This is a genomic window from Paenibacillus sp. MAHUQ-63, assembly GCF_028765165.1.
GTDB lineage: Bacteria > Bacillota > Bacilli > Paenibacillales > NBRC-103111 > Paenibacillus_E.
In genome coordinates, this window is record NZ_JARADB010000009.1 from 83,982 (window position 1) to 106,895 (window position 22,914).

A 22,914-nucleotide genomic window follows, 5' to 3' on the forward strand; every position below is an offset into this window, starting at 1 on the left:
GAAGATCACATGATTGTGAAACAGAGAGATACATCCGGGTGGACGGTGTCTGCCATCGCGTATGTCTTCATAGGCTTGTTCGCCCTTATTTGCTTCATTCCCTTCTGGCTTGTGTACATCGGCTCTTTCACGGCGGAGCATCAGATCGTCAGGGGGTTCCAGATGTTCCCGACAGCCTTTACGCTGGATTCCTACCGGTTCTTATTCGATGGCAGCCAGGTGTACCGCAGCGGCTTCGTATCCATTTTCGTTACCGTAGTGGGAACCGTCGGCGCCGTGCTGATGACCTCGATGTTCTCCTATGTGGCCGCTCATTTGAAGGTGAAGTACCGGAATGTCCTGTCCTTCTACATTTATCTTACGATGCTGTTCGCGCCGGGGCTGGTCGGCTATTATTTGCTCATCTCCAACTGGCTGCACCTGCGGGACTCCTTATTGGCGCTAATTTTGCCGCAATTGTTTTCCGCATTCAACGCGTTCCTGATGACCTCCTACTTCCGTACGCTGCCCTTTGAGCTCAATGAAGCGGCGACGATGGACGGCGCCCATGAACTGTATATTTTCTTTCGAATCATATGGCCCATATCCATGCCTGTGATCGCGACGATTACGCTGTTCTATGCGCTGTCCTATTGGAATGACTGGTTCAATGCGCTGATGTTCATAGACGATCCGCATAATCATCCGCTGCAGATGATGCTTAGAAGAATCGTATCGAATGCGCAGAATCTCGATTATTTAAATACGAATATCAATATCCCCGTCTCTCCGTCCGGCGTTCAGCTTTCGACCGTATGCATCACGATAGGGCCTATCATTTTCTTGTATCCATTTTTGCAGCGATATTTCATTAAAGGAATGACGGTTGGGGCGGTTAAGGGGTAGACTTGTGGAAAAAGGCAGCCGGTCCTCTCGGACCGGCTGCCTTCTGCTGCTGTGGAATTATCTCATCTCACCATGATCTCAACTCTCGTGCCGTCCGGGTACTTCTCCAGCTGGTTCGAAATCCAGGAGCCTGCGCCGCGGTTATCGGACGGTGCGACATATTGGATATCCGCTCCGGCGCCGCCCTCTGCGCACATGGCCATAGGCCATTCATCGCGGTCATACCCTTTCTTGGTCGGTACTCCTTTCAACGATAAATCCCGGTTATGCTCCGCACCGGCTCTATCGATGGTACAAATGTTGGACTCCCCATGCTCAATGGCAGACTGAATGTGGGCTGCGGTTTCGGGATAACGATCCTTAGGGAAGACGAGGGTTACCGTCGAACCGTTATGGGCGGTTGGTTTGTCTGAGAGGAATCCGGACTTATTTACATAGAATACCGTAGAAATGAGGGCTAATAATACGATTAATCCGAGTAATTTCTTGATGATCCATCGACCTTTCTGCGTTTGTTTTCTTTTTACTTGATCACAATGGATAATTTATAGTTGGCATAGCCGTTCAATGCGTTAAGAAACTTATCGAGATCCTCGTTCGAAGGAAATCTGCCTTCCATGAGGTAGCAGCCTTCACCGCTAATTTTGAAATGGTTCATCACATAAGGGCGCTGTGATTCTATGAAGGATAATAACGGCCGATGATCGGGGCTTTTCGTAAAAATCGTAATAAACGCATGAACGGAATATCCTATCTTTCTATAGTTTAGGCGAACGGTATAACCTTCGATCACTTCCTCTTCTTCGAGTCTCATGACCCGATTGGCCGCCGCCTGACCGGTCAGATGGACGTTCTCGCCGAGCTTTTTCATCGACATACGGCCGTCCTTGGCCAGTTCCTCCAGAATACGTTGATCTGTGGGATCCAACATCGTCATAACCTCTTTCAACAATCAAGTCGTAGAGCCAAATTTCTTGATTTCGTTTATGTAAGAATGCTTTCTTAAATGGTAACCTAAAAAGGAGATTTATGAAAGGGAGGCACACCACCATGCAAATCAGACAAATCAGGAATGCGACGATCGTGTTGGAATACGGAGGCTTAACGTTCCTCATTGATCCGTACTTAGGAGAAAAAGGGGCTTATCCGCCCGTTAGAAATACGGCGAATCCAGTGAATAATCCAACTGTCGGGCTGCCGGTTGCCGTGGAGGACCTCGTCGCGACGAAGTTCGACGCCGTCATCATCACCCATCTGCACCCCGACCACTTCGATGCGGCGGCGATCAAGGCGCTGCCCAAAGATGCGAATGTCATCGCGCAATCCGATGAGGATGCGGAGACCATCAGGAAAGAAGGCTTTGTGAGCGTGCAGGCCATCGATCGCGTATCCCGGATAGGCGACGTCCGTTTGGCCCGGACCCGAGGTCAGCACGGTACAGGTGAAATTGGACGGTTGATGGGGAAGGTGTCCGGCGTCGTTTTTGAGCATCCGGATGAGAAGACGTTGTACGTAGCGGGCGATACGATTTGGTGCGGCGACGTCGAGGAAGCCATACTCGCACACCGCCCGGAAGTGATCGTCGTCAATGGAGGCTCCGCGCAGTTCCTGCAGGGAGATCCCATTACGATGGGCAAGGAGGACATCCGCCGGACCCACTCGGCGGCTCCGCAAGCAACGATTATCGTCTCCCATATGGAAGCGGTCAATCACTGCTTTTTATCAAGACGCGAGCTGACAGGCTTTATTGAAGAAATGGGCCTAGCAGCCCATATTTTGGTGCCTGCCGATGGCGAAACGATCATTCGTTGAATCAGGCGCAACTTGCGGCTTGCGCTTTGCTGCTGCATGAGGTTATAGTCTGGCATAACGGACACAGAGGACGCTATTGGTTGAGTTTGGGGCGATTTGAGCCGCTAACGGACACCAGCGCCGTTATTTGCTCATTTCACTGTGTTTTTAGCCGGATTATGGGTGAATAAGGTCACGTGTGTCCGTTAGAATTGAAACGCAGCGTTTGGATCGAAAATAACGGCGGTCGTGTCCGTTAGAAATTCGGCGGCTATTTGTGCAGCAGAACAGCAGAGAGCAATAGGCAAAATTGGCTTCAACCTCACCATTAATGGCATAATGATATCGTCGATATGTATCCGACGGGGAGGAGCCCATTATGAAACTTTTAGTAACCGGAGCAACAGGAAATCTCGGCGCGCTGGTCGTCGAAGCATTGTTGAAGAAAGTGCCGGCTGCGGATATGGCAGTCAGCGTGCGCGACCCGAAGAAAGCCGAACATCTAACCGCTTTAGGGGTCGATGTGCGTTATGGCAGCTTCCACGACTATGAATCGCTGGTAACGGCTTTCACCGGTATTGACCGATTGTTGATGATCTCATCCGGCGATATGCACAACCGGGCCGAACAGCATGCTACGGCCGTCAAGGCTGCGAAAGAAGCCAACGTTGGCTTCATCGTGTATACAAGCGCACCGAATGCGGCCGAAAGCCAGTTTGAACTAGCCAGTGACCATCGCGAAACCGAGAAGGCCATTATCGAATCAGGGATTCCCTATGCGATCCTGCGCAATAACTGGTATTTGGAAAATGAAATGAGCACGTTCCAAGCCGTACGGAACGGGGCGCCATGGATCATTGCCTCGGGAGCGGGGAGAATTGGTTGGGCAGCCCGCCGCGATTATGCGGAGGCAGCAGCCAATGTCCTTATCGGTACAGGGCATGAGAATACGATCTACGAGCTGTCCAACAAGCTGCTGACACAGGATGAGCTTGCCGCTATCTTTGGGGAGGCCTTGAACCGCGAGGTCCAGGTGATGCATGTGGATGACGAAGCGTACGGTCGAATATTGAGCGATGCCGGCGTCCCCGATAGTGTTATTCCGTTCCTGGTTGCCATGCAGCGCGGGATACGAGAAGGCGGGCTGAACGTCGAGAGCAATGATTTGGAGCGGTTGCTGGGGCGTTCGGCAACACCGCTGCAAGAGGCTATTCGACAATTGTTCGTTTAGCATTAAGGAGGCAGTCTGCTGAGGCAGCTGCTTCCTTTCCTTTTAGTGTCACAGGGGGATAACTTATGAACAAGATGGGAAGCTTCCAAATTTTATTCTTTACCGATCGTTCTCAATATGGTAAGGTAGTTGTAACAGTTCACCGAGAGCGAACTTATTTTTTTGCTCTAATTAGAATGATCATTCTCATTAAGGGGTGCTGTACAACTATTATTGTAAAGTGTAAAGGAGAAATGATAAATGAGCACAAATACGAACATGCTTGAGGGCAAAGTTGCTTTAATTACAGGCGGAAACCGCGGTATCGGTTTGGAAACAGCCCGTGAGCTGGGCAAGCTTGGCGCAACCGTCATTATCGGAGCGCGCAGCGGGGAGAAGGGGAGCGATGCCGCGGAGACGCTGCGTGCGGAAGGCATCAAGGCGGAGAGCATCAAGCTTGACGTTACGGAGGCTGAAGATCATCAGACGGCTTATGACTTCATTGAAGAGCGCTACGGCAAGCTGGATATTCTGATCAATAATGCCGGTGTACAGCTTGAAGTTGATCATCTTGTCCCTATGAACGAAACGAGCAGGGTTACTCCAGCGGTTCTGCGCGAGACATTCGATGCGAACTTCTTCAGTCTCATTGAATTGACACAGGGACTGCTCCCGTTAATTCGCAAATCGCCTGCGGGCCGAATCGTTAACCTTTCTAGTGTTCTAGGCTCATTAGCTTTGCATGCGAATCCGGACGCGCCAATTTATGGGATGAAGCTGCTGGCGTATAACACCTCGAAGACTGCCTTGAATTCATTTACCTTGCATCTTGCGCACGAGCTTGGGGATACGGCAATTAAAGTGAATTCCGCTCACCCGGGTTGGGTGAAGACGGAGATCGGCGGCAAATTCGCGCAATTGAATTCGTCAGAAGGCAGCAGAACCAGCGTTATGCTGGCGACTTTGCCTGAGGATGGACCTACGGGGAAATTCTATCATTTGGATGAAGAACTGCCTTGGTAATCATGAGGCGTGCATAGAGAACGCAGAACAACCAGCAAACGATAGTTTGCTGGTTGTTCTGCTGCTTGGCCATTTGATTAGCAGGTGGGCAACTCGTCCAGATATTGTGAAATGTTAATCAGATCCATTCTTATCGTCAGACAGGATCTCAGGATGTTGTTCAGTTCTTTCCAACCTTCATCCATCTCGGCAATCATCCTGGTAATATCCTCATTCGTGATTCGGCTTTCCTTGGCTTCGGCCAACATATGAAATCCCCTCGATCCTTCTTCGCATAGTTTCATATATACTTCGTTGCCCAAGCGGCGAATGAGGGTGTTGGCTTGCTTAATAAAATACTTTGCGCTGCAGCAGATCAAGAGCGCGCTCTATCTCTCGAAGTTCTTCTTCCGTAACGGCTCCGATCCGCTGAGCGAATAAAACCCCGACACGTTGAAAAACGCCGTTCATCAACGCTTCTCCCTCTTGGGACAGCCGGATCGACTGCTTGCGGCGGTCTTCGGGGGCGGCGACCTTCTCGCACAATTGCTTCTCGCTCAATTTCCTCAGCTCGCGGCTCGTGTTCGGCATGGACATATGCATGCAATCGCTGATTTCACTGAGCGTAACAGGCTGGCTGACGGCAATGTATTCGAGAATTTTATATTGAACGGGCGTGAGCGCATCGGCTCGCACGCCTTTGGTCATATCGTTCGTTATTTGATGAACGGAAGTGGTAAAAGCCACGAATTTCTGAAACAACGCGTTCTTGTCCATAGGATCACCTCTTCCTGCAACGATACCAAAATAATTATCAAAAAACAATTATCATTTGACAACTAATTAGGGGCGTGCTACGATTTGCTTATCAAATGATAAGTAAAGGAGCAGCCAACATGAAAACGTTAATCGTGTACACGCACCCGAATCATCAGAGCTTAAGCTATGCTTTCCTGCAGAAGGTCGTACAGGGAAGCGCGGAGAATCCCAGTATCGACGAAGTGAACGTACTGGATCTTTATGAGGAAGAATTTAATCCGCTGCTGGTGTTTAACGAGCATAAACGCAGAAGGGATATGCATGCCGACCCGAAGCTTGCCGTCTACCGGGAACAGCTCCTATGGGCCGATAAAATCGTGTTCGTCTATCCGATTTGGTGGGGGCGCCCTCCGGCTATGCTCATGGGGTATATCGACCAGATGTTTGCCTCGGGATTTGCCTATAAGGAGAAGGGCGGTCTATTGCCGGAAGGGCTGCTGAAGGGGAAATCGGTGGTCTGTATTTCGAGTATGAAAGGACCGGTTCATTATCCGCTGTTATGGCTGAACAATGCGCACAAAATTTTGATGAGGAAAGCGTTGTTTAACTATGTAGGCATCAAGAAGGTTAAATTTTTTGAGTTTGGCAGCATGGAAAGCCCGCGCGGCAAACAGCAGCAGAAGCTGGAGAAAGTATATCGCTATTTCAAAACGGTTGCCCAATAGATAGCAGATCTTATCCAGGTCCTGCTGCTCCGCACCGGTGCACTTATAATATATAGGTGAGGGGAAGTCTTCGCCGCGGAATACGACACCATGCTATGCGCTGCCGATGAGGGAGTGCATAGCTTTTTTTAAGACTACTTCTTCGGCAGATTGAGCTGCCAGGAGACGCCGTAACGGTCATTGAGCCAGCCGAACCTCTTGCTGAAGCCATAGTCGCCTAACGGCATAAGGGCTTGTCCTTCCTCGACCAGCTTCGCATAGAGCACGTCGAGCTCCTCCTCCGAACTGCAGTCGAGGAAAATTGAGAAAGAAGGCGTGAAGCCGAACGCATGCTTTACATAACTATCTATGCACATGAATGCTTGCCCTTTCAATGAAAAGGTGGCAGTCACTATCGTTCCTTCGGGACCTGCTTCATTCGCTCCGTAACGGACGATATCCGTAATGGCTGAATCTTCGATGATCGACGTGTAGAAAGTTATCGCTTTCTCGGCTTGTCCATCTTGGAACATTAAGAAGGGCGTTACTTTTTGCATGAAGACGTCTCCTTTTTTTTGATAAAATGGTCTTTTTCATATTAGTTATAAATCATTAATATTCCTTCGTGTTTACTTTTTTATTAGGGAAGAAAAGTCCTTGTAAAATACCTCTAATATTCCTTGACAGGAATATTCCTGATAAGGTATATTTAAACCATGAAGAAGAGGTACGCAAACCGAAATTGGAGGAATGAACAAATGTTGAATAACCAGGCAGCGAATGACACCACAGCAACCGTGAATGGCCCGGAACTGATCGTCACCCGAATGTTCTCCGCACCGCGAGAGCTTGTATTCCGCACATGGACCGATCCCGCTCATTTAACGAACTGGTGGGGCCCTCAAGGCTTCACGCTTACCATTCATTCCATTGATGTCAACCCAGGCGGCGTATGGCGCTACACGATGCACGGTCCTGACGGAACCGATTATGAGAACAAAATATCTTACATCGAAGTGATCCGTCCGGAGACTCTTGTCTACTCCCACGGCGATGCGGAGGAGGACGAACAATTCCGGGTTACCGTCAACTTCGCCGATCGCGACGGCCGAACGGAGCTTACCATGCGGTCTTTGTTCAAGTCGGCGGAAGATCTGGAATACGTTGTGAAGAACTACGGGGCTGTTGAAGGAGCCAAACAAACGCTTGACCGGCTGGCGCAAGAGCTGGCGAAACTGTAAATCCGGGAGGAGTAGAGGTTATGAGAAAAACAATTGTGATTTATTGGATTTTCACAGGTTTATTAGCCGCTCTTATGCTAATGGGATCCATCCCCGATGTCATGTCAGTACCCTCAGCCGTTGAACTATTTCAGCACCTTGGTTATCCGGCCTATTTGCTTCCTTTCCTCGGCATCGCCAAAATATTGGGTGTTATCGCGATCGTTGTTCCAGGCTTCCCGCGTTTGAAAGAATGGGCGTATGCAGGCTTTGTCTTTGATTTGGCGGGAGCTATGTACTCCAGTATTGCGGTCGGTGATCCGGCAAGCAGCTGGTTGATGTTTCCGATTGGTTTTATTTTGATCGCCGGTTCCTACGTCTATGCCAATAAAAAAGCAAACCTAGCGGTGCCAACGTCGAGAGGAATTGATTTGTCCTGAAGCGAATTTCGAAGTGGTATTTTCTCCTATTTGCAGCCGCCGCGCTTGCAGGAGGGATCTACTTTTACTTCGTTGGTATTTGAAAAACGAGCCGGAGGGCTCGTTTTTTTTCGCTCAATTCACTCCATACGTCATCCGCCGCCGCTTAAAATTCCTCCTAGGGTCGTTGCCTCACTTAGTTAACGCTGCTCTCCCCAGTATCCGTTGCACATTCTATTACCGCTTCTCTCACACCGTTAGCGTTCCCAGCCCTACTACGGTTGATCTGATTGATTTTACGAATACATGAATCGGAATTGACGCCAAAAGCCAGAATATATGCTATTTTTCATATCGATTTATCGATTTTGCTTCATTTGAGCGATATGTATATGATTTTTCATATAGAATCAGGCGAGCAGGTGTGGGGCGGGCAGGCTGGCAGTTTGTGGGGTTACCGCCGCCATGCGCCGGTTACACCGGCGGAGAAGAGGCAAGAGTAACGCGCAGGCGACAGCCGGGCCGTATAGAACGTCCAGCAGCCGACAACACGCGTCTACCTACTTCATTTTATCGAGGGATACATGGAACAAGAACATCAATAACCCCGTATACAGAACGGAAATACCGATGCCGAACAAAGGATGGCGGAAATGAATCCGGAGCATGATGAACATGATAATGTCAAAGAGCAGCGACCACCATAAATTCCATCCGTTATGGTAGGTAATGGATCCGCATTTGACAGAAACAAATTCAAGCAGCAAGAAAACGAACGTAAAGAACAGGATGTAATAAACTTGCGGAAGGAGCTTTGCATTCGCAGGGTATTTCGATAGAAACACCCAGGTGGATAGAGGCATGCCGATTAAAATAAGCAAAAGGATGGGGATTGTAGCCGCGGGAAGTCCATTCGGTTCCATTTGCCATAACTGGTGCTGGTAGCAAAGGATTTCATATAAGGCATTGGACAACGCAGCAAAGAGAAGTGTCGGATAGTACGGCTTCCAATCCCGGTCGGCGAAAGCCATTGCCGCAAGGATCCAGAGGATCGAGTAAATAATTGCAACCATAACTTCACAGGACTCCTAGAACCATAATAGTTACAATATTTCCAAATGTAGTAAAACCAATACGATCTGCGGGGAGTGCCCGTCGAAAAGGGCGAGGCTTTTTGGTATAGTCAATGTATGGATTGCGAGATGAACACGAAAGAGGTATCGTACACCTATGTCTATGAAAACGAATGCCTGCCGGAAGCTCGACTCGCTCCGCATGGCGTATTCCTTGCATGAATACGATTGGGACGAGGATCAGCTGGATGTGGGGACCGTTGCCGGGAAAGTGAGCTTACAACCCCATCAATTATTCAAAACGCTTATTCTGCGCGGTGACAAGACAGGGGTGCTCGCGGCCTGCATTCCCGGAGACCGCGAGCTGAACCTGAAGAGCTTGGCCGCCGTTAGCGGGAACAAGAAAGTGGAAATGGTTCCTGTCAAGGAGATTCAGGCTTTGACAGGTTATATTAGAGGCGGTGTGTCCCCCCTCGGGATGAAGAAGAAATATCCCTTCTACCTGCATGCCTCTATCTCAGGCATGGAGTTGGTCAGCATTAGCGGCGGCCGGCGGGGGTTGCAAATTTTTCTGCGCGGCGACGATTTGGCGGCGGCCTCGGAAGGCCAACTGGTCGATATCGTAAGCTGAGCCGGGCGAGCCGAGAATGAGAAAGGAGTTGAGCCTTCTGTGAGGCTCAACTCCTTTCTCGTTGCCAGGGCGTTGGCGGCCGGTTAACGGACACCACAGCCGTTAATGTCCCGGAATGCGGCATGATCCGAATCTAACGGACACCCGGTGCCTTATTCGCCGTTTTCGAGGCAAAAATATGCCTGAAACCGGCGAATAGCGCCTCGGGTGTCCGTTAGATTTGTAAATCGGCTCAGATGTGACGATTAAGAGCAGCTGTGTCCGTTAGCCGGCGGAAAACGCTGCTGTCACGGCGGCCATCGCCGGGAGCGCATCCGGTGCGCCGACGTAAGCTCTTACAGGCCTTCCGTCCGCAGAGACAACGCTGCAACGCCGGTCCTGACCATATTGACAATGGGGTAGCGTCCAATTGCTTCAATGAATTGTTCCACCTCCGCCGTCCCCCCGGACATCTCGACGAGACAAGCTCCCGCCTCAAGCTGCACGATTTTTCCTCCGAATGTGGAGACTTGCCCGGCTATTGCGGTTGCGGAATACTCCGGCCCTTCCTGACCCGGACCTGCTCCGGCGGCGAGCTTAAGCAGCACCAGCTCCCGCTCGAAAGGCTGTTCGACAGGCTGGACCGTGATCACATCAATTAGTTTACTTAATTGTTGAACCATCTGCTGCATGACCTTCCTATCGCCATAAGTGCGAATGGTCATCCGGGAGAAGCCGGTTTGCTCCGAACCGCCGACCGAGATACTGGCGATGTTGAAGCCTCTTTTCGCCAAGAGCATGCATACCCGCTGCAGCACGCCCGGCCGATCATGAACGAGCAGTGATAATAGGAAAGATTGTGCCGGATCAGCCATCTCGTTCAGTTCACCTCCTCAATCATTTCGCTCAGCGTATGGCCGACGGGGACCATCGGCAGCACCAGCTCCTGCTTATCGACTTGAAAGTCAATGAGCACCGGTCCCGGATGCGCGAGCGCCTCTTTCCACACCTGCTGCGCTTCCGCCTCCGTAGCCGCTCTTAGCCCCTTGACGCCGTAAGCCTCGGCCAGGAGTACAAAATCCGGGCTGCCGGACAAATCGATATGGCTGAAGCGGCTCTCATAAATCAATTCCTGCCATTGCCGGATCATGCCCAGGGTTTGATTATTAATGACGACAATCTTGACAGGAAGCTTGTGAATCGCACAAACGGCAAGCTCTTGAGCGCACATCTGCATGCCGCCGTCGCCGTTGATGGAGATGACCAGCCTGTCGGGATGGGCGATTTGTGCGCCGATGGCGGCAGGGAAACCGAAGCCCATCGTACCCAGGCCGCCTGAGGAAAGCAAGGACCGCGGATGCTGGAAACGGTAAAACAGTGCCGTCCACATCTGATGCTGACCGACGTCGGTCGTCACGATGGCTTCGCCTTGCGTGCTCTCGGACAGCATCTCGATGACATACTGCGGCTTCAGAAGCTCTCCGCCTCCCCGATAGCGGGGAGGCTGTTTCGCTTTCAGCTCGCTCAGATGGCGGACCCACTGTTCCAGATGCGCGGATGCGGGGGGAACAATCCTGGATTGCATGTGGGCAAGCACCTCCTTCACATCGCCGGCAATGGCCATGTGTGCCGTTACGTTCTTGCTCAGCTCTGCGGCATCGATATCGACATGGGCGATTGTCGCTCGGGGGGCAAAGCCGTCCAACCGCATCGTAACGCGGTCATCGAACCTGGCGCCGAGCGAGATCAGCAGATCTGCTTCGATGAGCGCACGGTTCGCCGCAGCCGTTCCATGCATGCCCGGCATCCCCAGCCATAACGGATGGACGGCAGGGAAGCCGCCGATGCCCATGAGCGTTGTCGTGACGGGGATCCCGCTCTTTTGGACGAAGGCGAGCAGTTCTCCGCTCGCCTCTCCGTGGACAACACCGCCGCCGGCCAGAATGACAGGACGACAGGCTGCTTCAATAGCGGCGAGCAGATCGTCGATGCTTTGGCGAGGGAGGGGAGGCTTCGGAACATATCCCTCTAACTCAACCTGGCCGGGGTAGGCGAATAGTGCCCGCGCAGCGGAGACGTCCTTGGGAATATCGATGAGGACCGGGCCCTTGCGGCCTGAACCCGCTATATAGAAAGCTTCGCGAATCGTTCGGGCCAACTGCTCGACATGGCGCACCTGGAAGCTGTGTTTCACGATCGGCATCGTAATGCCGATGATGTCCGTCTCCTGGAAGGCATCCGTACCGAGCTGCTCGGACGGCACATTGCCGGTTATGATGACGAGCGGCACGGAGTCCATCTGCGCCGTCGCAATGCCGGTGACGAGATTGGCCGCTCCGGGGCCGGAAGTTGCCAGACATACGCCGGTTCGCCCTGTGGAGCGGGCGTAGCCGTCCGCCGCATGAATGGCGCCTTGCTCATGTCTGGTCAGTACATGCCGGAAGTGCGGATTGCCGTGCATGGCGTCATATAAATAGAGGACGGCCCCTCCCGGATAGCCGAACACGCATTCGACCTCTTCCAGCAGCAGAGATCTCAACAAAATCTCCGATCCTGTCAGCATTTCCGGCAGCTGCAGCGTTTGGCGCCAATTCCGCTGCGTTTTGTAAATGGGGGTGTTCATTTTAAATCCTCCTTAGCGCAGTCGCAGTTCATGTGTTTGAAGTATAGCAAGCATGCGGAAGAAGGACTATTATACCGGAGTATAATAGACGTATACGGCTTGTTGTTTCAGGTTGTATACTGAGGGAAATTAGCTTTACATGAAGCAGGTGAATTTCATGAGTTCAATGGACATTCCGTCCTCTGCGGCAACCTGGGCTGAGCGCAAAGAATGGCTGGAGGCCTCCTATTTCGTGGGCAGGCAAGGGGAGCTGGCCATCATCGCTCAGTGGTACCGGGAAGAATACAAGCAGCTGCCTATTTTGCATCTCAAAGGACCGGCAGGCAGCGGCAAAACTTCGCTGATGCAAGCGGCCTTGAGGCAAGCGGGACGGGAAGGCTTCGCGGTGCATGCGCTCGATTGCCGAAGCTTCATGACCGCAGCGGATCTCCGCAGTGCCTTGAATCGGTTGGATTTGGAGGCGCAGCAATCGGAGCCGCCCGCCCTCGTATGTTTCGATCATTTTGAAGAAAGCGGATACTGGGAGAGCTGGTTCAGAGAAACATGGCTGCCCGGTCTTCCGGTTACGGTTCGCATTCTGATCGCCGGACGCGGCGGGATGGAAGGCGCTTGGCAGTTTCAGCCGGTGTGGAAGCGCTCCATACGCCTGCTTACGCTTGCTCCGCTCACTTACCGTGACACGGCCGCATACGCCAAACGGCATGGCGTAACGGAAGAGCGTCATATCGAGAAGCTTTGGATCATTTCCAAAGGTCATCCGTTGACCCTTTCGTTAAGTATCGAGTGGCTGCTGGCTTCCCGTCCCGAAGGCAATGTGTTCGAAATGGATACGTTTCAACATGTTCTGGCCTCTTGGCTGCAGGAAGTTCCGGACCCGGAGACCCGGAGACTGTTGGAAGCGGCATGCGTGCTGCGTTCTTTTGACTACGATAAATTAACGTTTCTCCTTGGCCCGCAAGCAACAATAGAGCGTTTCGACCAGTTGCTTCGGCTGACCTTCATTGCCAAATGCACTGATGGCTGGACGGTTCAGGCCTCCATTCGCGATGGCGTCCGGCTCGCTTTGCGGGCTAGAAGCCAGGAGCAATATTTGGCGCTGGAGAGAAGGGCGGCACGCTATTACAGGAATCAATTTCTGACTCCTTCCTCTGAGCCGACGCCGTTCCGAGCCCTGGGGGACCTCCTCTACCATACCGGAAATCCTCTGATTCGAGCCCATTATCACTGCTCCAGAACGTCTCCGAATTCCCTAGTCCGGGTTACGGCAACCAATATGCACGAGCTGCGGTCCTACTTGGCGCGCAGGAAAGCACAAAGCGGCAGTTACAGGATCGCATGCGGCGAAAATGATACCGGCCAGCTGTTCCATTACCAGCTTTCGCAAGAGGATAGCAGGCTGGGCCTGCCTGATGAGGAAGAGCTTCGCGAGCTGGCATCCTGCGGTGCCGAACTCATGCTCGTGATGAAGGATGACGGTCTGATCGCGGGCTTCAGCGCCGCTGTTCCATTGAGCGACCGCGCCAGGTCCTACTTGCAGCGCAATCCGTTCACCTGCGATTATTTCGGGACTGCCGAGTGGGAGGAGGCAAAGCGTTGCGGGGGCTGGTTCATCCGGCTGATCGATATCGATAATCCCGAGGACGAAGCGCTGCGGCACGACTCCTTCAGGCTCAGGATGTCTTATATTCAACCTGGGACGATCGTCATAGCCTGCCCGCCGCCGCTGCCTTTTTATGAGGATGCGCTCCTTCAACTCGGCTTTGCCCAGGTCCTTGAAGTCCGGCATACCGGCTATGGCGCAGAACGTCCTTCAATCTGCTATGTTTTGGATTTGCGCGGTGAGAGGCAAGAGGCTTTCCTGAACAAACTTGCGGAATGGGACGACGCCCAGCCGATTGCGTTCAGCTCAGAGAGATTGACCAAACAGGAAGCCAAGGTCGCCTCCATGCTGCTGCAAGGGCACTCCAATGAAGAGATGGCTGCGATGCTGTTCGTCAGCGTCATTACGATCAAGAAGCATTTGAGCGCTATTTACCGCAAAACCAACGTTCATAATCGCGTGCAATTCATGGCCAAACAACTTCATTTATCCTAGACCCGGGGATAATCCATCGCGGCTCAGCACAGAAAGCCTATTTTCTTGAAAAAGAAAGTAGGCCTTTTTGCATTTTCCCTTCGATTGGCAGGAAATTTTTCCCGTTCTCCTGGGAATTATTCCCGGCTCATTTTCCCGATTAGGGCAGGAAGGGTGCTCTTGCCCGCGGGAATCGGGCCTCGCTATGATAAGGCATGTAAAGCCTTAAGCCGCAACCGATGCAACATTTTGGAGGAACACTAGCCAGCTTCTAGCTATCCTATTGGCTCCCAAAAGTATGCTTAAGGATAATAGGGTTCCCGGACGTAAGCTGTCATAATTGGCTTTGCGAAACAAGAGAGGAGACACGTGACGATGGTCAAAACAAATCGTACTCCCGCGCTGCTGCGCACCAGCCTGGCTAGAGCCTGCTGGCTGCTCGGGAATATGCGGGGGAACGAGGCATTAACCTGGGAGGGAGCCGTCCGGATCTGAAAGTTTTTTTACCGAAGCACCACAGGCGCACAGGGTTCCATCTTGAGCCTTCTATTGCGGGCGTACATCATTTCTGCTGAACCTATCCCTGTAGCCGGACATTTTTCTACATTTGGAAAGAAATGAGGAACATAGAGAATGAGACGCTGGGTAGCTGTTCTGTTAAATATGAGTTTACTATTCGGCCTGTTTCCTGTGCCCGTTCCAGCAGCGGCAGCGATCACGGATCCGCCCGTATCCTCTCCGCGATACGCCAAGGAGCAGCATACGGTGAAAGTCGGCGACTTGATCGCCCTTTCGACGGAGGAAACGGCTGTAACCAAGCAAGTGTATGATCTTGGACCCATCAAGGCTGCGGCAGTTCCGGAGCTGGCGCAACCGGTGATCAACCCCTTGCCGGCTAAGACGAACCAGAACGAAGTACAGATTACCGGGACTGCGCCGCTGGATGCGGAAGTGACGATCAAGTATGGGCTGATCGAGAATGGGATGCCGGATACGGAAGAAACGGCCGTTGCTTCGGAGGTGTACGGACCGGGGCTGGGCCGGTTCGCGATGACGCTGCATTTGGCGGAAGCGGGGGTTTACCAGGTGAGGGCAATCGCCAAACGGGAAGAGCAAACGAGCGCGGAAACCGATCCGGTCCGGATCGAACTCGATCAGCTCCCGCCTTATGGCCGGTGGATGAATTTGCGGTCAGTCGGCTCAACCGACAGCCAGATCGAGCTGCAATGGGATCCCATCACGGGTGAGACGATTGATTATTATCAGCTGCAATGGAAAGACGGTGAGTCGTGGTCGGTTCTCAAGGAAACGAAGGATGACCTGAGATTCGTTCATACGGGTCTGCCGGAGGAAGCCTTCCAGCAATACCGGCTGTTCGCTTTCGATGAAGCGGGCAATGCTTCCGATGGGCTCTTGTTCTTCGGATCGACCTTTCATAGCGACGCGAAGGAAATTGCGAATACGTCTCCGGCGGAGCGCCATCGCGGGTTCTGGGACGCGGTCATGAGCAAGGACGGGTCGACGGCGGCTTTTATCTCGAACAGCAATGAGCTGCCGGGTTACGATCCGGAGAATCCCGATGTCGAACGCGTTTATGTGTATGATACAGCCTCAGGCAGCTTGACGAACATCGGTCACCTGGGCAATCGCTACCGGCAAGGAGAGATGATTGCGCTTAGCGCAACAGGACGGTATGCGGCCTTCGAAACTTGGGATGAGGGAGAAGAGGTCAACGTTCTGGAGGTATACGACCGAACTCTGGACCGGCATGAACGTGTCGTTACGACAGGAGAAGGGCACTTTGCGCATTTGTCCATGAGTGAAGACGGCAGCAAACTGGCCTTCGTCTCTGAAGCCGGCAACCTGGTGGCGGGCGATACGAACGGACGATTGGATGTATTCCTTGTGGACCGCAGCGGGGAGTCGGGCGGCACTGTGAAGCGAATCAGCAGTCCGGAAGGGAAGCCCGAAACGACCGCCGACAGCGAAGAGGTGGCGCTCAGCGGGGACGGACGGTATGCGGCTTTTGTCTCCCGTGCGCCTGAACTCGTACCGGATGGCGGCGCAGGCGACGGCAAGAACAAGCTTTTCGTCTATGATACGCTACTAGGCCAACTGCACTACCAGAATATCAGGCAGCCTGGATCCGACACTGAAGTGACGTCTCCGAGCTTGACGGCTGACGGACGTTACATGGCGATCCGTTATGCGGATTACCGTGGCGTGGAGATAGCCGTTCTGGAGCGTGCGGGGACCGCTTGGTCGAAGAAATGGCAGTGGAGTACGGCCGCTTCGAGCGTAGATCTCGGCGCGCCGCATTTGACAGCAGACGGCAATTATATTTATTTCCGCTATGAGAATTACGATTCACTGAACATGCAGGCTCCTTACCTGCAGTGGGCTACGATCCGTTTCGACTTGGCCGATACTTCCATGTACCGGTACATCGGCAAGCTATCTGCAGACAATGGAAGCATCTCGTTGAGCGGAGACGGCAAGAGAGGTGTATTCACGGAGGAGTACGGCGGAGAGTCGTTCGGAACGAACCGCGTGTTTACGGTGTGCTTGGATGATTGCAGCACAACTCCGCCCCCCTCTAAGGATACCGTGAAAAGAGCGGACGTAACTATCCCTCAACTTGTTCATGGTCAGGCTCCGATCGGCTCCGTACTGTCCATCCGGGCTTCGGCGGATGCCGGGAAGAATCTGCAGGCGGTTATTGCCTATGAGCTCGACGGCGATGCGTCCATACATGAAGACACAGTGGCGTTAAGCCTGTCGCCTAGCAATCCGCAAGTCTATATCGGCAGCTACAAGCTGCAAGAAGAGACTGTGCGTGTCGCTTCTGTCCGTGTGCAGCCGAAGGGCAGCCCGGAAGCTGCCAAGGCCGCATCGGGCTTTCCTGTGGAAGTTGCCGGAGAGCTGAATGTGAAGCTGGTGACGGATCATCCCGGACACCTGCGCGGAAGTCAAGTGACCGTGTGGAGCGAAAGCCGCAATACGGGCCGCTCCGCAGCGTTCGGCGAGGCGCTTGAGGCGTCCGTTGCGCTGGCTGCGGCCGACGACTACACCGTGCAAATCACGGATGCAGCCGGCCGGAAGCTGCTCGAGCGGCGAGGCGTCGCGCTTAAGCGCGCGGAGCGGACCTCTATCGCGGAGACCGTCTCGCCTCTAGCGGAATTCACTCTGCATGTTAGGGGAAGCCGCAATGAAGAGATGCCTGGAGTAACGGTTCATTTCCAGGACGCAGACGGGAAGCCGAACTATAGCGGGAAGACGGATGCGAGCGGGGCGATCAGGCTCAGAGGCGTTCATTCTGCGGGGGAAACCATCCGAGTGAAATTGGAGACGCAGCCTCCCTATGAGACCCCGGAAGTTATAACGGTTACCTTGGAACCGGGGAGAAATGAACGAACGGTTCAACTGAATGATTTGACGGACGGCATTCTACAAGGCGTTACGTTTGGGGGAGGCAAAGCGGTCCCCGGCGCACATGTAAGCATAGTCTCCGTTTCCGAGAATAACAGCACATCGGTCGAGCTCGTCTCGGATGCGAACGGGAAGTTCACGTTCCGGGGATCCCCCGGCACCTATGTGATTAATGCCAAACGGAAGGCGGCTCCTATGTATCATAACGAGCAGCCGCAGCGGGTGACGCTGGTTTCCGGGGAGACGACGGAATTGGTCGTCCCGCTGGTAAACCGGGGAATCGGGACGTTAGCGATCCGAGGCTGGCTGAAGCCGGTAGACGGGGATTACGGTCCGATTGACGTATCGGATTGGCGGGCTGCCGTTCATTACAGACTGACGGTCAGCTCCAAATCATCCGGCATGCAAAGCTCGCAAGGGATGCTATGGAACAATGGCGGCGGGCTGGCAGCGGGTAGCGTGAAGGTGTACGGCGCCTCGGGAGAAGGCTTCGAGGTTTGTCTGAACGGCTCGGAAGCCGGACTGACGACGAACTGTACGACGGCTGTTCTCGACGATGAGTGGAATGCGGTCGCCGAAGTGAAGCTGGAGGAGAAAGCGCGGATCGAGGGCGCTGTCCTGGATTTGGCGGATGCTTCCCAGTATCAGGTTACAGCCGGCTATAAGGAGGACGGAAAGAGCACGGCGATATACAACGCGATGGTGGAGACGGACGGCCATTTCTCCGTTTCGCTGCCTAAAGCGGGGAAATACGAGCTTGCCATAACCAAGCGCACGCCGATTGGCTACTATGGCGGTTCCCCGACCTACCGCATCGTGACGCAAGTGGCTGAAGGCCAGAAGTTAGTGCTGCCTCCGGTTGCCATTCCGAAAGGGGAGGTCATCTTCACCGGCGATCCGAATAACGGCTTCGCCGTCACGGAACTGACGGTATCGACGGGGCAAAGCGTCACGCTGCAAGCGCGCTACATGCTGCCGGGAGCGAAGCCCGCCGTCACCGATGCGGCGCTGCTGCTGACCGTGCCGGAGGGCACTGAGCTGCTTTCGGATAGCGTTGTACTTAATGGAACTACTATTGTCCCTGGAGCAGTGGAAGGCGGTACCTACCGCATCCCGTTAGGCAATTTGAAGCCGGGCAATAAAGGGACGTTGAATTACCGCTTGCAGGTCGGCCAGCCGGCAGACAGCAAGGTCGAAGCGGGCATTGCGATGGAATACCGCAAAACGGCGGATGCTTCTCTCACGGTTGAGCCCCTGGGCAGCACGTATATTCACGTTGCTCCTGTCACGCTGGAAGTGCCGTCGCGAACGCAAGGCCTGGAGATTCCGGTAAGCGGCCGTGCGCCGGCGGGGAAGGAAGTGCTAATCTTCGCTAACGATGAGCTGATTGGCCGGACGGTGGCGACACCTGGCGGACTCTGGTTTACGCGCGTCACACTACCGTCGATGGAGTCGCCCGGCATATGGAGCGATTCGGCGCAGTATTACCGGGTTACGGCCAAATCGGAGATCGATGGGGCTTATATCCAGTCGGAAGCCCGGCAGGTTACCGCAGATCGCTCGCTGCCCGCTGTGACTGAGGTCGTGCTCAGGCAGCCGGACGGGCGCGAGGTTACGTTCGACCCTTCGAAGGGCGTATCGCGTTTCCCTTATGTCGTTGTTCCTTCGAAGCCCTTGCTGCTTCAGGTCAAACTGGCTAACCCTGAGCGCGCGGAAAATGTGCGCATTCGCGTAGGCAACACGGAAGTTGCGGCCACTCCGGCGGGTGCCGGTCTCTACACAGCTTCCCTGCCTGTCAGCTCGAACGGGCTTGGCAGCGGCATCTACGTCAAGTACAATACGGCGCCTGCAGCGCCATCTCCGCGCCCCGTTCCGCCAACAACGGCCGAATGGCAGGCCGCCAGGCAGCAGCTGGCGGACACCTGGCGCAACGCAGAGTTCAGCATCGCCGACGAGAGCAGAGAAGGACCCGACGGAGATACCGTTTATACACCTACGTACCGCGCCGTTTTGGGTGATAAGAATCGCACGGCGATGAATCTGCGAGTCAGTATGAAAGCGGTCAAGATCACGGACAGCGGCACGGCAAAGCCTTATCGTGATTTCACGTACGGGCTGAATCCGAACGATTTGACCTTCCGGATCAGCGGCAATGTTGCGCTGTCCGCCATTTCGCAGCAGGACGCCGAGCAGCTGCGCGCGATGTTCCCGCAGACGCTGGGGGGCGACACCATCTCGACGGATTACGTCACGATTGCGTTGTCGCTGGCGTTCCCTGAAGCCAAGAAGGCGAATGAAGTTCTGGGCATTCTGGGCACGTTGAAAAGCCTTCTCTCGGACGCCGGAGATTCCATGACGTTCGCCGATCAGCTGCTCGAATTCCAGGATTATGTCATTAACAATGAGTGCAATTTACCGACTGTGAATTATTACATGAGACGGATCAATCTGCTCTACGATCATGCGGCCAACGGTCTGTTGGGCAAAAATCTGCTCACCGGCATCGGCGGCGTCGTTGGGGTGATCGATAAAATTCCGAACAAAGTGGGCAATTCCATCGCTGCCGTTTTAACGGCATTGGGCGACGGCATTCTCGCCAGCTGGCAGGCGGATCTCAATGAGCTGAAGGAAGAGTTCGAGAAAGAAAAGAAATGGCGCGACGATATGGCTGAAGCGGGTGCGATCGAGCGCTGCAACAAGAAGAAGGACGACGATGACGATGAAGACAAGGTGCCTCCCCCTAAGAAGCCGGATAAGCCGGATAAAGTAGCGGACCCGATCTGGATCTGGGACCCGAGCGGCTACGTCTACGAAGCTTTGCCGGAGAACCGGATTGGAGGAGTAACGGCTACGGTTCTGCAGCAGGACAGCAGCTCGCCGGAGGTATGGCGCGAGTGGGATGCCGGATGGTTCGGACAGAGCAATCCGCTAACCACCGATAAGCTGGGACGGTACGGATGGGATGTGCCGGAAGGCAAATGGCGGGTTATGTTTGAAAAAGAAGGCTATCTGCCGGCACAAAGCGCCGACTTGACGGTGCTGCCGCCTCATTTTGACGTCAATGTGGGGATGATTTCGCTGGCTCCGCCTACAGCTTCCGTCGGCCAGGTCGTTTATGGCTCCGGTATTCCGCTGAGCTTCAGCAAGTATATGGTGGCGGATACGGTGAACGATCTATCCGTGTATGCCGAAACCGAGGATGGTTTCCGCGTGGCCGGGCATGTAGAGGCTGTGGATCCCAAGCCGGATGCCGCAGAGGTTGCTCTTACCAAGCAATTCACGTTCATACCGGATGCCCCGCTTGCAGAAGGAGCGGTGTACCGTCTTCACATAATGGCTGACGTACAGAGCTATGCGCGTGTAGGCATGAATGAAGAGCAAAGCTTCACGCTCACGGTACAGCCTTCGACCGCCAGCCCTCTGGAAGCTGTCAGTGCTGTGAACATCACAGGAGGCTCCAGACAGCTGCTTGCGGAGTGGGCCGAGGATGACACTGTTGATTACGACCACGTTCACTTGACCGCTTCGCCTCTTGGCAGCACATGCGCAGCCGTCGATATAAACGTTCCTCGGGGAAGCGGAAATGCCGTTATTGGTGCGTTGTGTCCCAATACGGCATACGAGCTTCGCGTAGCGACCGTAGGTCGCAACGGTGTGGAATCGATAGGCGTAGTATCGTCAGGAACTACGTTAGCAGAAATGGAGCTTGTCCTGGATACGACAGCGCCGCAAGAGGCCGGCGAGATCGCTGCGGCTGCAAGTACGGACAGTCTGACCGTCACTTGGCGGGATCCGGCTGACGCCGACCTGCACCAAGTGCTCGTCGCCTGGAAGAAGAAAGGCGAAGCTCGTTATTCGCCGGTCACCTATGTGGACCGGGGCGTGCAGTCTTGGCGCATCGACGGGCTGGAGCCGGCAACCGACTATGAAATCCGGCTGCTGACGGCGGATTCGTACAGGAATACATCGAACGGAGCTACCGTTCAAGCAGCGACCAAGAACGGCGGCGGCGGTTCCCCAGGTCCGGGACCGGGTACCGGTTCCGGTGGTGCGTCAGGCGGCGGATCTGCTCCGGTGCCGGCGAAAGAGGAGACGGCGGAACTCGAATTGACGGGCCATTCGCAGGAATGGTCCGGGTTCGAAGGGCGTGTCCGGGTGTCGATTCCGGACGGAGCCTTCCTGCCTGGACGCAAGCTGACAGCCATCCGGGTCCTGGTGTCCGCAGCCTCCGAATCCGGCTACAAGCCAATCGGAGATTCGGTGGTGTTCACCACCGATGACAAGACGAACCCGAGCAAGCCGCTGCGCCTGTCGATGGCGGCGGGCTTGACCGAGGATTCGGCGATGGACCTGCGGCGTCTCGGCATCTATAAGCGGGACAGCGCTGCGGCAGCGGGCTGGACGTACATCGGCGGTGTCGCCGATCTCGCTAACCGGCGCATCGAGGCGGATATTGCGGCATTAGGCGAATATGCCATCTTCCTGTACGATCGGGCGTTTACCGATCTCGAGGAGCATTGGAGCCTGCCGGACGTGAGCGTGCTCGTAAGCCGCCATATCGTGAACGGCACGGATGCCGGGCATTTCCAGCCCGACCGCCCGATCACGCGAGCGGAAACGGCGAAGCTGCTTCTGGAGGCGCTGGGTCCCGTCGAACGGCATGCAAGCCGTACTGCTTCCCGCATCAGTGATGTTGCCGACGAAGCTTGGTATGCAGCGTATGTAGCCCGTGCCGCTGAGATCGGGCTTGTCGAAGGGGCGGACGGTCAGTTCCGTCCGAACGACGCCGTCTCGCGTGAAGAGCTGGCTGTGCTGTTCCAGCGCTTTACGGAGCTGCGCGGTTTGAAGCCGGCGGACGCTCCGGCGCCAGACGCTTTGGATGCCTTCGCGGATGCAGGCGCCATCTCCGGCTGGGCGAAGGACGCGATGGCTGCGGCTGTGGCGAGAGGCTGGCTGCAGGGAATGTCGGCTGCGCACATCGCGCCGGCAAGTCCGGCAACACGCGCACAGACGGCCGTTATGCTGCTTCGGGTTTTGGCGCAAGCGGGAGACATCGTGAAGTAAAAGCAAAGAAGACACCCTTCGATAACGAAGGGGTCTTCTTGTATAGCGCAG

Annotated in this window: 18 protein-coding genes; 10 read left to right on the top strand and 8 right to left on the bottom strand. The window is 54.3% G+C overall.

The window, feature by feature from the left end; translation table 11 throughout:
• Window positions 1-9 precede the first annotated feature (9 nt).
• Complete coding sequence (locus tag PUT07_RS31565; protein WP_274472759.1) at window positions 10-885, top strand: carbohydrate ABC transporter permease; 876 nt, start codon at window positions 10-12, stop codon at window positions 883-885.
• Window positions 886-947: 62 nt separating this feature from the next.
• Here the strand turns inward: PUT07_RS31565 and PUT07_RS31570 are convergent, their stop codons facing one another.
• Window positions 948-1,379, bottom strand: a complete 432-nt coding sequence (locus tag PUT07_RS31570; protein WP_274472820.1) for a NucA/NucB deoxyribonuclease domain-containing protein — start codon at window positions 1,377-1,379, stop codon at window positions 948-950.
• Window positions 1,380-1,408: 29 nt separating this feature from the next.
• Window positions 1,409-1,816, bottom strand: a complete 408-nt coding sequence (locus PUT07_RS31575) for an Lrp/AsnC family transcriptional regulator (RefSeq protein WP_274472760.1) — start codon at window positions 1,814-1,816, stop codon at window positions 1,409-1,411.
• 119 nt (window positions 1,817-1,935) lie between these two features.
• Between PUT07_RS31575 and PUT07_RS31580 the strand changes: the two genes are divergently transcribed.
• From PUT07_RS31580 to PUT07_RS31590, 3 genes are all read left to right on the top strand, one after another.
• On the top strand, window positions 1,936-2,697 hold the full coding sequence (locus tag PUT07_RS31580; protein ID WP_274472761.1) for an MBL fold metallo-hydrolase: 762 nt from the start codon (window positions 1,936-1,938) through the stop codon (window positions 2,695-2,697).
• 358 nt (window positions 2,698-3,055) lie between these two features.
• Window positions 3,056-3,907 (top strand): SDR family oxidoreductase, encoded by an 852-nt coding sequence (locus tag PUT07_RS31585; protein ID WP_274472762.1) that lies wholly within the window; start codon window positions 3,056-3,058, stop codon window positions 3,905-3,907.
• Window positions 3,908-4,147: 240 nt separating this feature from the next.
• A complete protein-coding gene (locus tag PUT07_RS31590) occupies window positions 4,148-4,909 on the top strand; it encodes an SDR family oxidoreductase (protein WP_274472763.1) in 762 nt (253 codons plus the stop codon).
• A 77-nt stretch (window positions 4,910-4,986) separates the two neighbouring features.
• On the opposite strand, the gene PUT07_RS31595 is transcribed toward PUT07_RS31590, so the two are convergent.
• Window positions 4,987-5,157, bottom strand: coding sequence for a hypothetical protein (locus PUT07_RS31595; protein ID WP_274472764.1), 171 nt, complete (start codon window positions 5,155-5,157; stop codon window positions 4,987-4,989).
• A 79-nt stretch (window positions 5,158-5,236) separates the two neighbouring features.
• Window positions 5,237-5,665 (bottom strand): MarR family winged helix-turn-helix transcriptional regulator, encoded by a 429-nt coding sequence (locus PUT07_RS31600; protein WP_274472765.1) that lies wholly within the window; start codon window positions 5,663-5,665, stop codon window positions 5,237-5,239.
• A gap of 119 nt (window positions 5,666-5,784) precedes the next feature.
• Here PUT07_RS31600 and PUT07_RS31605 point away from each other — a divergent pair, with 119 nt between their 5' ends.
• On the top strand, window positions 5,785-6,372 hold the full coding sequence (locus tag PUT07_RS31605) for an NAD(P)H-dependent oxidoreductase (protein WP_274472766.1): 588 nt from the start codon (window positions 5,785-5,787) through the stop codon (window positions 6,370-6,372).
• A gap of 134 nt (window positions 6,373-6,506) precedes the next feature.
• Here PUT07_RS31605 and PUT07_RS31610 read toward each other — a convergent pair whose 3' ends face one another.
• A complete protein-coding gene (locus PUT07_RS31610; RefSeq protein ID WP_274472767.1) occupies window positions 6,507-6,908 on the bottom strand; it encodes a VOC family protein in 402 nt (133 codons plus the stop codon).
• Window positions 6,909-7,109: 201 nt separating this feature from the next.
• Between PUT07_RS31610 and PUT07_RS31615 the strand changes: the two genes are divergently transcribed.
• Entirely contained in the window at window positions 7,110-7,592 is a 483-nt protein-coding gene (locus tag PUT07_RS31615) for an SRPBCC family protein (protein ID WP_274472768.1), read from the top strand.
• 20 nt (window positions 7,593-7,612) lie between these two features.
• Window positions 7,613-8,011, top strand: coding sequence for a DoxX family protein (locus tag PUT07_RS31620; protein WP_274472769.1), 399 nt, complete (start codon window positions 7,613-7,615; stop codon window positions 8,009-8,011).
• A 539-nt stretch (window positions 8,012-8,550) separates the two neighbouring features.
• Here PUT07_RS31620 and PUT07_RS31625 read toward each other — a convergent pair.
• Entirely contained in the window at window positions 8,551-9,063 is a 513-nt protein-coding gene (locus PUT07_RS31625) for a CBO0543 family protein (RefSeq protein ID WP_274472770.1), read from the bottom strand.
• Window positions 9,064-9,220: 157 nt separating this feature from the next.
• Between PUT07_RS31625 and ybaK the strand changes: the two genes are divergently transcribed.
• The gene (ybaK, locus tag PUT07_RS31630; RefSeq protein ID WP_274472771.1) at window positions 9,221-9,694 is read left to right on the top strand and encodes a Cys-tRNA(Pro) deacylase; all 474 of its coding nucleotides are present in this window, start codon (window positions 9,221-9,223) and stop codon (window positions 9,692-9,694) included.
• Window positions 9,695-10,029: 335 nt separating this feature from the next.
• Here the strand turns inward: ybaK and ilvN are convergent, their stop codons facing one another.
• Both ilvN and ilvB read right to left on the bottom strand, forming a co-directional pair.
• A complete protein-coding gene (ilvN, locus tag PUT07_RS31635; protein ID WP_274472772.1) occupies window positions 10,030-10,548 on the bottom strand; it encodes an acetolactate synthase small subunit in 519 nt (172 codons plus the stop codon).
• 5 nt (window positions 10,549-10,553) lie between these two features.
• On the bottom strand, window positions 10,554-12,296 hold the full coding sequence (gene ilvB, locus PUT07_RS31640; RefSeq protein ID WP_274472773.1) for a biosynthetic-type acetolactate synthase large subunit: 1,743 nt from the start codon (window positions 12,294-12,296) through the stop codon (window positions 10,554-10,556).
• A gap of 157 nt (window positions 12,297-12,453) precedes the next feature.
• Here ilvB and PUT07_RS31645 point away from each other — a divergent pair, with 157 nt between their 5' ends.
• Both PUT07_RS31645 and PUT07_RS31650 read left to right on the top strand, forming a co-directional pair.
• Entirely contained in the window at window positions 12,454-14,391 is a 1,938-nt protein-coding gene (locus tag PUT07_RS31645) for a LuxR C-terminal-related transcriptional regulator (protein WP_274472774.1), read from the top strand.
• 612 nt (window positions 14,392-15,003) lie between these two features.
• Window positions 15,004-22,863 carry an S-layer homology domain-containing protein gene (locus PUT07_RS31650; protein WP_274472775.1) on the top strand — a complete coding sequence of 2,620 codons (7,860 nt, stop codon included), beginning with the start codon at window positions 15,004-15,006 and terminating at the stop codon, window positions 22,861-22,863.
• Window positions 22,864-22,914: the final 51 nt, after the last annotated feature.